Genomic DNA, 10418 nt, shown 5'->3' with positions numbered 1-10418 from the left:
GCGTTCGTGTTGATTGACTGTGTTTCTAGATAACTCACATTTTATCAATCACTTACGACATTCTTGCCCTTTTTTATGAAAAATTCAGGCTAGAGCTTCCTCTGTACGCAAATAATCAGCCGCCTCGTACTTAGGAAGGGCCTTTATTTTCTCAATGTCAAATTGATCAGTAATCACGAGGTTTCCTGCTGTTTTCATACGGTCCTCTTGGACTCTCCAATTTGTGATGTGGCAAGCCGACCATTTGCTTACGTCTTCTTGTATGTTCTTGCTTTGGGTCTTTTACTACTTCATACATAGTTCGCCCCTCTGCGGAACCACGCAACTATGCTTGATAAGTGTAGCCTAACGATTACACCGCATCAAGAAAATGATAACAAGTGATGACAGCCCATACGTGGCGCCAAGCCGGGGCGGTGTCCGAAATTATTGTCCTCGCGTATTTTTTCTGTTCGCTTGAGCGCAAGCATGGCTGTCATGGCCGAGAGGCATGTTTCCCCCGAGGGACCGGACCACTAGCCGGCCGCGGCGGCCGCCGTCCAGCGGACTGCCGGCGTGGCCCACATAGCTGGCGAGGCGCAGCAAGACGTCAGCAGCTCGCCCCGGAAATGCTCGCGCCAGTTCGAAGATTGAAACCCAAGAAGCACCTGTACCCGTCGCTTGGCCGGTAGGAGCACCAAACCTCGCCTTTTCTGCGCAGGCGTTCGCCCTTCTCGTCGGTGCAGGTGACGTCTTTTGCGTCGGGGTACAGCGAATCGAATATCTCTTTCGCCGCAGGCCCTTGGATCGCTATGGCCAGCTTGCGATCAGTTTTCGTCGGTGCCTCACGCTCGCCCGGTAAGCCCGAGTAGATTGAATAGCTGGCCGAGAGAGGGGCGTACTCGCCGGTCCAGCGGGCGCTACTGTTGCTCGCGTAGGCCGGCGAAAGTAGGGCAGTGGCCCCAAGGAGCAATAGCAGCCTTTTCATTTGTCCTCATCCTGCAATTCGTCGAGCGCGGACAGGCTGTCCGCGATCCGCGAGGGCGGCACCGCCTCCTTGCGCACGAGCACGTCGCGGCGCCTACCTGCAGCGAATCGTGAATAAATTCTGGCCGGCCTTTTCGCCCTTCTTGCCGGAAACTGTGCATTCCTTGGTATCGTCGTCGAGTCGTTTTGACAGCGAAATTTCGTTGAGAACACCATAGTCGCATTGCAACCATTTTCCGTTTGGATAGCGTCCTTCCAGGCTGTACTTGTCGATCCATTCGGTCTTGCTCTTGCGCACGGTGTCGCCGATCATTTGCCCGAGATCCTGCGGCGGTCCGCTTGTCGGGGCGGCATTGTGCAGGAAGAGCGGGGCTGCAACATAGGTCAGCCATCCGGGCGGAGTGCTCGTCAACTTGACCGAGGCTTGCGGAATTTCGCCGGGGCACTCGATGCGTTGCTCCTCCCCCGCAGCCAATGGCGCCAGCAGGACGAGGGCGCAAACTGCTATCGGTTGAACGCGAGTCATGCCGGCTTACTCGATGACGGAAAACGCATCGGCATTTTCCGTTGGATTGATGAATTTTCCATTCTTGCCTTTCCCTTGCGCATAGATGAAGCGCTTCTTGATCCTCGGCTTGGTGGTCATGCTAGGCCATTGGTCGATGATATAGATTCCATTCGCAACTTGGCCAAGATAAAACGCAGAATGGTTGCCATGCTTCCTGTTGGGATATCGACCATCGACAAACGTGGCTATCGCTGTGCCCACCGGCAGATTTTTGCTGCCTAGTACCTTGGCGCCTTCTTTCCAATGTGCCGTGCTCGGCGCATTTGTAAAATGCTTGATGAGAGAAACACATTCAAAATCGTCGACCTTGTCGTGGAGCTCCAGCGAGCGGGCCTCCGTGTAGATGTACGGCATGGCAATTCTCCTTTCGGCCGGAATCTGTATGGCATTGCGGCAGACGTGGCGCAATGCCGAGACGGTGTCCGAAATTATTGTCCTCGCGCATTTTTTTTGTTTGCGCGAGCGCAAGCCTGGCTGGAATGGCCGAGAGGTATGTTTACCAACAACAGGCGACGCTTCAGTCAAGGCGCCAGGTGAAGTAAAAGGAGAACGGTTGTATGTTAGCGCCGCGCGCCGCGCGCCGCGCGCCGACGCAGTAAGCCTAGTCGCGCAGCAGCCGGCAGACCTGCTCGGCCATCACCGCCGCCAGCCGCACCGGCACCGCGTTGCCCAGCTGGCGCATGGTCTCCGACCACGTCCCGTCGAAGATGAAGTCGTCGGGGAAGGTCTGGATGCGGGCCGACTCGCGCACCGTGAAATAGCGCACCGATCCGTCCGGCCGGCGCAGCATGTTCTCGCCGCCCGGCACGCCGTGGTCGCCCGCCTTGAGCGCCTTGGCCGGCTCGTCCAGCGGACTGCCGGTGTGGCCCACATAGCTGCGCGCGCCCGGCTGGAAACGGTGCGCCTGCGCCAGCTCTTTGGCGGGATGGCGCTCCGGGTCGGGCAGGTCGGCGATGGCGTCGCGCACCGTCAGCCAGGGCAGCACGTCCGCGCTCGGGTCCGCCGCCAGGATGGTGCGGATCTTCTTGTCCATGCCCTCTGGCCGGCCCGGCCGGTTCTTGGCCGACACCCGATGGCGCACCCAATATTCGCCGGTATGCCACTGTGACAACAGCAGCGCGTTATGGCTGTGCGTCTCGCGTGGAAACTCCCAGTCGATTTGGTCCTCCGCGCGGAAGCCGAGGAAAAACACCCGCATGCGTTTTTGCGGCACGCCGTAGTTGGCCGCGTTCACCAGGCGGTGGTAGACGTGGTACTCGCTGGCCTTGCCGCCGGCCTTGTGCTTCTTCAAGCGCAGCAGATGGTCCGGCCACTGCTCCCTGGGCTTGGCCGCCAGCGACGGAAACTCCAATTGCAGCAGGATGTGGCTGAAGTAGTCGGCGAAGGCGGCGCGCGTCAGCCCCTGCACGTTCTCGAAGACGAAGGCGCGCGGCTTGGCCTCGCGCACGGCGCGTATCGCCTGCGGGAACATGTCGCGCTCGTCGAGGAAGCCGCCGTGCTTGCCGCCCATGGAGAAGGGCTGGCAGGGCGGCCCGCCGGTGATCAGGTCGATGCCCTGGTGGCCCGCGTAGACGAAGTTCTTGACGTCGCCCTCGGTCACGTCCGGCCAATGGCTGATCGGCGCCACGTTGTTGCGCTTGTTGTTGCGGATGGTGTTGCAGGCGTGGCTGTTCCACTCCACCACGGCACGGTGCCGCACGTCGTTGTCGGAAAAGCCGAGCGCCAGCCCGCCGGCGCCGGCGAACAGCTCGATGGACTCCAGGGCGCGGGGAAGGACCGCTGGGCGCTTGTCCGTCAGGGCGGAGGTGAGGGGCGGGTTGTACATGGTTTTCTGATAGCGCCGGAACGAATCGATGGTGGAGGGGACGCGATCAAGCCGGTGGTTCTTCGCCAAGGCAAGTGGAGCGACAGCGCCGCGCGGAACGGGCTGCGCGGGGTAAGCGTTCCGTCAACATTTCGACCGCCTGGGCGATGGAAATTTGTGCAGAAGTATAAAGCACCGGCGCCGCCGCGATCAAACCAAAAGATGAGGCGGCCAGCGTCGCCGCCGGCATCGGGCCGTTCGCCGGCTGCATTGTTGAGCAAATTTCACTGTGTTCATACAGCCATCAACAACTTAAGTTTGTGTTCGCGCAAACGGACCTTGAAGATTGCGCAAACGGCGCGATCATGGAGTGGTGTAGACGGTCGAAAAAACGAATAGCCGGCAAGCCGGCGCGGGGTGACTCATGGTGGACAGCATCGATCAAGCGGCGCGTAGCGCGCTGATGGGCAAAATTCGCGGCAAGAACACCCGCCCCGAGCTCATCGTGCGCAAGCTGGTGTACGCCGCCGGCTACCGCTATCGGCTGCACGTGCGCAAGCTGCCGGGCTCGCCCGACCTGGTTTTCGCGGGGCGGAAGAAGGTGATTTTTGTGCACGGCTGCTTCTGGCACCTGCACGACAACTGCAAGGGTGGGCGCATACCCAAATCGCGCGTCGAGTTCTGGCGCGAGAAGCTGAACGGCAACAAGCTGCGCGACGAGCGCACGACCGAGACGCTGCGCCTAGCCGGCTGGGATGTGCTGGTGGTGTGGGAGTGCGAACTGAGCGATTTGGACGTGCTGGAACATATCGTCCGGGAATTTCTAGGCTCAGTTCGCCTACAGTAGGCTTTGCCAATGAAATGCCTTGCCAACACAAGGCCTACACTGGGCCCGGTTTGCGTTGTCCCCCAAGAAAGGGACAAGACCTCCACGCGCAAAGCTCTCCCATCAACTCGCTGAGTAAGAGGCGCGGCACTTACCCCGAGGCCGAGCCTATTTGATTTCATGTGACTTGCATCTTTGCTGTCTTCATATTATACTGTATAAAAACACAGTATATTGTGTTTTTGAAATCACCCAAAAAGCCGCCGAACTTCCTTTCATCTCTGGGTCAAATAAGTGATAATGCGTCACAAATTTGACACAGTAAAGTTGGAGAACATCATGGCACCAGACAACGACGGACTGACGCTTCTGAAAAAAGCACTCGAGAGTTACGACCAGAAAAACGTTGCAGAATATCTCAATAAAATTTCGCCGGATTCATGGAGCCGAGAGAAGATAAATCGCTGGCTCAGCGGCAAAGCTAGCCCACGCCTCAGCCATGCAGAGTATGAGCATCTAGCGTTGCTGTTGCCACAGGCGCCGGCCTCGCACCCGAATTACGATTTTGATTTTATTGACTTGTTTGCCGGCATCGGTGGCATAAGGCGTGGTTTTGAGCAGATCGGAGGGCGCTGCGTCTTTACGAGCGAATGGAATCCCTTTGCCGTGCGTACCTACAAGGCCAACAACTATTCCGACCCGCAACACCACATCTTCAACGACGACATCCGTAAGGTAACGCTGAGCGAAAACCCCAACATTAGCGAGGCGCAAGCCTACGACCACATTGATAAAACAGTGCCGGATCACGATGTATTGCTCGCTGGTTTTCCATGTCAGCCATTTTCCATTGCCGGTGTATCAAAGAAAAACTCACTTGGCCGGAAGCACGGTTTCGAAGATGATACCCAAGGCACGCTTTTCTTTGACGTCGCGCGCATTATTGCCGTTAAGCAGCCGGCTGCGTTTGTCTTGGAAAACGTCAAGAATCTCAAGAGCCATGACAAGGGCAACACCTTCCGCGTCATTATGAAGGCGCTTGATGAGCTGGGCTACTGGGTAGCCGATTCAGAGCAAATCAGTGCAACCGATTACAAGGTCATCTGCGGTAGCCACTTTGTTCCCCAGCATCGAGAACGAATTGTCCTCGTTGGCTTCCGCAAGGATCTTAATATTCACGATGGATTCACGCTTAAGAATGTCAATCAACATTTTCCGCCGCGTAAGCCTACCTTGGATGACATCTTGGAAAAGCAGGTCGACCCGAAATATATCCTTACCATCGAGCTTTGGCGCTACCTGTTCAATTACTCCATCAAGCACAAGGCCAAGGGCAACGGTTTTGGCTACGGGCTGGTGAAATCAACTGATGTAACACGGACCCTATCTGCACGCTACTACAAGGATGGCTCGGAAATTCTGATCGATCGAGGCTTCAACCCTGACCTCGATTTTAATCACAAGAAGAACATCGAGAACCGACCGCGCCGCTTGACACCACGCGAGTGCGCACGACTGATGGGCTACGACGGTCCGTGCGAATCCGCCTTCAGAATTCCCGTGTCGGATACTCAAGCCTACAAGCAGTTCGGTAACTCGGTGGTCGTCCACGTCTTCGCCGCCGTTGCCCAATTGATGAAAAGCCGAATCCTGCAGGCAAAAAGTATGCAGCGGCAGAAGCGGAAACTGGCGGCGTAAACTTAAAGTACGATGCATACAACCCGGAGCGTCTAAGCGAGAGCGGCAGGCGATTCGGGGCAAGAATACAGTACTGGAATTGCAGCTTCGCAAACTTTTCGGCAGATACGGCTTCCGCCTGCCAGCCAGCAATACCCCCTCCCGACGTGCCCGAATTTCCCTGTCAATATATGGCTTTCCCTCTTTGCTCGCCAATGTTTCTCGCTTGAGCGGGACTGCTGCGGTGAGCGACATCGCCAGCGTGGAAATCCAGCACCATTAGTAGACATCAATTGATGCGTAAATAGCAATGCGTAATTTGTGCATTCGTCCTCACTGGCATCTGACCAGTAGTTCGGACAGGGTGAACCAAGCTAAAAATATTTATTCCTTTAATTTCAATATGTTATGAATTGAAAATATTTACAACGAGTCTTTTTGAAATTTTTTAGGTGGAAACATGGCGAATGTGGTGCTAAGATTGCTTCTTTCATGGAGGAATCAATGCACTCAAACACCGTATTTCCATCTGAGTTCGAACACAATATCGGCTCGGTAGCCGAGCTATCTGCGTTGCTTGCACTATATGGTGCCGATCTTGCGTTACTGAAGATCCTGCCTAAAAACGCTAACGACAAAAACCAGATCTATGTTGCGTCCGACTTCGGTGTTCTGTTCGACATCTTCGACCTGACCTTGGCGGAACGTGGGGCGAGCACAAGCGAAACCAAAGACCGGTCAGACAGTAGCAGTCGGATTCGCGAAGCAGCCTTTAACAGTTTCACGTGGATCCGGCGCAATGGCCCGCCGGTAGCCGCGAGACGCGTCAAAGCCATCATTTATCCGCAATATCCGGAGGCGCGTCTGTCAGGATTGCAGACAGTTGAGAACACGATGCCGCAGGCACTGTCCGTGGCGTACACCAAGCAATATCCGGAAGCGAAGCGCCTGCTGGTGCTGGGCCGGTTACCGCGTGGCGAATGTATCGGATTGGTATGCATTGATATGTCGTCGGAATTTGAAGCTGAACTCGCGGCATTGCCCGGTTTTACGCGGGCGAAGGCATGCAAGCGACTGGAGATAGCGCAGGACAGTGCCGGTAAACTGGAAGCACGACTTGCGAGCGTACTGGGTAAGTCTTTGCCCGGCTGCCGGCTTGATTCATACGGCAACACTTTGCCATTTTCTGGCACTCAGGTATGTGGATACACACTGGAACATGCGCTAGGAATCGTTCCAAATTCCAATATGGACGGTGACCTGTACGGTATCGAACTAAAAACTCACACCCAAGTTAAGGTGACACTGTTCACGCCGGAGCCGGATGGAGGTCTTTATGTTGAGAGCTTTGCTGGCTTTATGAAGAAGTATGGCTATGCTGATGCCGATGGTGATTACCGATTGACCGGTGTGCACCGTGCCGGTGAAATCTGTGCAAAGTCAGGTTTGACGCTACAGGTTTGGGAGTACCGCGAAGAAGAAGGCAGACGAGTTGCATATCCGTATAACCCCGCCACAGCACTAACAGCAAAGATTGGCGCGGTTGATGTTGTTCTCACCGGACCGGAGGGTGAGGTCGCGGCTTCCTGGAGTCTCGAGCGGCTGATGAACTGCTGGGGTGCCAAGCACAACCAAGTTGTGTATATTAAGGCGAACAAGGTGCCGAACCCGGATGCGGCGCAGGCCGCCGCTGGCCATGAGCATCTAGTCACATTTGAGCGCACGGTAATGTGGTGTCGAAACACCACGGCAGAACGTCTACTGAACGCGATTTGTGACGGTGTGATTTTTCTCGACCCAGCTCCCAAGCTGCACGCGACTAGCTCCGCCAAGAACAAGCGACGCGCACAATGGAGGGTAAACGATATTACCAAAGCTGCTAGTGCGCTGTATTCTGAGGTGAAATTTAGAACAGTAGCGCAAATCACCGCTTTGTAGACGCAGGTGGAACATCATTCATGAAGACGTCTTGTTGCAATTTCAAGACGGGAAAAAGGGGCCAAATGGCCCCATTTCTTGGATGAGAGTATCTGTTGCTTTAAACGTCGATATTGCCCGCGCGCAGCGCATTGTTCTCAATAAACGCCCGCCGCGGTTCCACATCATCCCCCATCAGCGTCGTAAAGATCTGATCGGCCGCGATGGCGTCCTCGATCTGCACCTTCAGCAAACGGCGCACCTTCGGATCCATGGTGGTTTCCCACAGCTGCGACGGGTTCATCTCGCCCAGACCTTTATAGCGCTGCTTGGAGACCACGCGTTCCGCCTCGTCGCGCAGGAACTGCATGGCGTGGTGGAAGTCGACCACGGCCGATTCCTTGACGCGCTCGCCTTCGCCACGGGTGACCAGGGCGCCTTCGCCGATCAAGCCGGTGAAGGTGGCGGCGGCGTTGGCCAGCACGCTGTAATCGGCGCCCAGGACGAAGTCGGCATCGATCGCGGTGACCTTCACGTTACCGTGGTGCATGCGCTCGATCCACAGCATGTGCTTCTCGGACAGATCGTCCGAGCGCACCGTCACCTTCACGGCGATGTCGTTGATGTTGTCGGCCAGCGCGCGGGCCGAAATTTCGGCCTGCTCCAGCGTGTCCAGGTTCAGCGTCACGCCGGTCATGATGGCGGTCAGCGCGGCGCGGTCGATCACCCGGGTCAGGCGGGTCATGATGGCGTTGGCCAGGTTGAACTTGCGCACCAGCTCGGCCAGCGGCTCGCCGACGATCGGATCGGCGCCTTCGCGCGGGATCAGCACGGCGGTGTTCAGCGCCACGGTCATCATGTAGCTGGCTTCCTCGACGTCGTCCTTCAGATAGCGCTCGTCGCGGCCGGCCTTGACCTTGTACAGCGGCGGCTGGGCGATGTAGATGTGGCCGCGTTCGACCAGTTGCGGCATCTGGCGGTAGAACAGGGTCAGCAGCAGGGTGCGGATGTGGGCGCCGTCGACGTCCGCATCGGTCATGATGATGATGCGGTGGTAGCGCAGTTTTTCGACGTTGAATTCGTCCGGTCCGATCGAGGTGCCCAGAGTGGCGATCAGGGTGGTGATCTGCTCGGACGACAGCATCTTCTCGAAGCGCGCCTTCTCCACGTTCAACACCTTGCCGCGCAGCGGCAGAATCGCCTGGAACTTGCGGTCGCGGCCTTGCTTGGCCGAGCCGCCCGCCGAGTCACCCTCGACCACGTAGAGTTCGCACAGGGCGGGGTCTTTTTCCTGGCAGTCGGCCAGCTTGGCCGACAGGCCCAGGCCGTCCATCACGCCCTTGCGGCGGGTCAGGTCGCGGGCCTTGCGGGCCGCTTCGCGCGCGCGCGCCGCTTCGACGATCTTGCCGCAGATGATTTTGGCGTCGTTCGGTTTTTCCTGCAGGAAGTCGGCCAGCGTCTTGGCGACGATCTCTTCGACCGGGCCGCGCACTTCGGACGAGACCAGCTTGTCCTTGGTCTGCGAGGAGAACTTCGGCTCCGGCACCTTGACCGACAGCACGCAGGTCAGGCCTTCGCGCATGTCGTCGCCGGTGATTTCGACCTTGGCTTTTTTGGCGAACTCGTGCTCGTCGATGTATTTGTTGATGACCCGCGTCATCGCGGCGCGCAGGCCGGTCAGGTGGCTGCCGCCGTCACGCTGCGGGATGTTGTTGGTGAAGCACAGCACCTGCTCGTTGTAGGCGTCGTTCCACTGCATCGAGACGTCGACCGCGATGTTGGTGTTCTGGTCCGACATGCGTTCGCCGGTGGCCTGGAACACGGTCGGGTGTAGCACCGTCTTGGCCTTGTTGATGTATTCGACGAAGCCGCGGGTGCCGCCCTCGAAGGCGAAGATCTCTTCCTTGCCGTTGCGCTGGTCGGTCAGCTTGATGTTGACGCCGTTGTTGAGGAAGGACAGTTCGCGGATGCGCTTGGCCAGGATTTCGTAGTGGAACTCGACGTGGCTGAAGATCTCCTCGTCGGCCCAGAAGTGGACGTCGGTGCCGCGCTTGTCGGTGTCGCCGATGACCTTGATCGGCGAGACGGCGAAGCCGTCGCGCGTGTCGAGCTCGCGGTTTTGCGGCACGCCACGGACGAACTCCATGTAGTGCACCTTGCCGTCGCGGCGGATGGTCAGCTTGAGCAGCTTGGACAGGGCGTTGACGCAGGACACGCCGACGCCGTGCAGGCCGCCGGAGACCTTGTAGCTGTTCTGGTCGAACTTGCCGCCGGCGTGCAGCTCGGTCATGACGATTTCGGCCGCCGAGCGTTTCGGGTCGTGCTTGTCGTCCATTTTCAGGCCGGTCGGCACGCCGCGGCCGTTGTCGGTGATCGAGATCGAGTTGTCGGAGTGGATGGTGACGTGGATCTCGGTGCAGTGGCCGGCCAGCGATTCGTCGATCGAGTTGTCCAGCACTTCGAACACCAGGTGGTGCAGGCCGGTGCCGTCCGAGGTGTCGCCGATGTACATACCGGGACGTTTGCGCACGGCTTCCAGGCCTTCCAGGATCTGGATGGATGCTGCGCCGTATTCTTCGACTTTGGCCGGGACTGGATTCTCTTGTGGGCTATCGGACATGGACTGCTTTCTCAAATAACGACATACTGGAATGTCAAAA

7 protein-coding genes are annotated in these 10418 nt (G+C 57.6%); 3 read left to right on the top strand and 4 right to left on the bottom strand.

What is annotated here, in order from left to right:
* Positions 1–1060: 1060 nt before the first annotated feature.
* The 3 genes from H7U20_RS18555 to H7U20_RS18545 form a co-directional block, all read right to left on the bottom strand.
* On the bottom strand, positions 1061–1492 hold the full coding sequence (locus H7U20_RS18555; RefSeq protein ID WP_199760630.1) for an STY0301 family protein: 432 nt from the start codon (positions 1490–1492) through the stop codon (positions 1061–1063).
* A 6-nt stretch (positions 1493–1498) separates the two neighbouring features.
* A complete protein-coding gene (locus H7U20_RS18550) occupies positions 1499–1888 on the bottom strand; it encodes a BPSL0067 family protein (RefSeq protein WP_199760629.1) in 390 nt (129 codons plus the stop codon).
* Positions 1889–2135: 247 nt separating this feature from the next.
* Positions 2136–3359 carry a DNA cytosine methyltransferase gene (locus H7U20_RS18545; RefSeq protein WP_199760628.1) on the bottom strand — a complete coding sequence of 408 codons (1224 nt, stop codon included), beginning with the start codon at positions 3357–3359 and terminating at the stop codon, positions 2136–2138.
* A gap of 403 nt (positions 3360–3762) precedes the next feature.
* Between H7U20_RS18545 and H7U20_RS18540 the strand changes: the two genes are divergently transcribed.
* The 3 genes from H7U20_RS18540 (at position 3763) to H7U20_RS18530 (ending at position 7779) form a co-directional block, all read left to right on the top strand.
* Positions 3763–4185: a very short patch repair endonuclease gene (locus tag H7U20_RS18540; RefSeq protein ID WP_199760627.1), complete on the top strand. Its 423-nt coding sequence runs from the start codon at positions 3763–3765 to the stop codon at positions 4183–4185.
* Between the two features lie 318 nt (positions 4186–4503).
* Positions 4504–5862, top strand: a complete 1359-nt coding sequence (gene dcm / locus H7U20_RS18535; protein ID WP_199760626.1) for a DNA (cytosine-5-)-methyltransferase — start codon at positions 4504–4506, stop codon at positions 5860–5862.
* A gap of 483 nt (positions 5863–6345) precedes the next feature.
* Positions 6346–7779 carry an MvaI/BcnI family restriction endonuclease gene (locus H7U20_RS18530; protein ID WP_199760625.1) on the top strand — a complete coding sequence of 478 codons (1434 nt, stop codon included), beginning with the start codon at positions 6346–6348 and terminating at the stop codon, positions 7777–7779.
* 100 nt (positions 7780–7879) lie between these two features.
* On the opposite strand, the gene gyrB is transcribed toward H7U20_RS18530, so the two are convergent.
* The gene (gene gyrB / locus H7U20_RS18525) at positions 7880–10378 is read right to left on the bottom strand and encodes a DNA topoisomerase (ATP-hydrolyzing) subunit B (RefSeq protein WP_199760624.1); all 2499 of its coding nucleotides are present in this window, start codon (positions 10376–10378) and stop codon (positions 7880–7882) included.
* Positions 10379–10418: the final 40 nt, after the last annotated feature.

This window comes from Rugamonas violacea (assembly GCF_016461825.1).
Classification (GTDB): domain Bacteria; phylum Pseudomonadota; class Gammaproteobacteria; order Burkholderiales; family Burkholderiaceae_D; genus Rugamonas.
The sequence above is the reverse complement of the archived record's forward strand: the minus strand, read 5'-3'. Positions and strand labels throughout refer to the sequence as shown.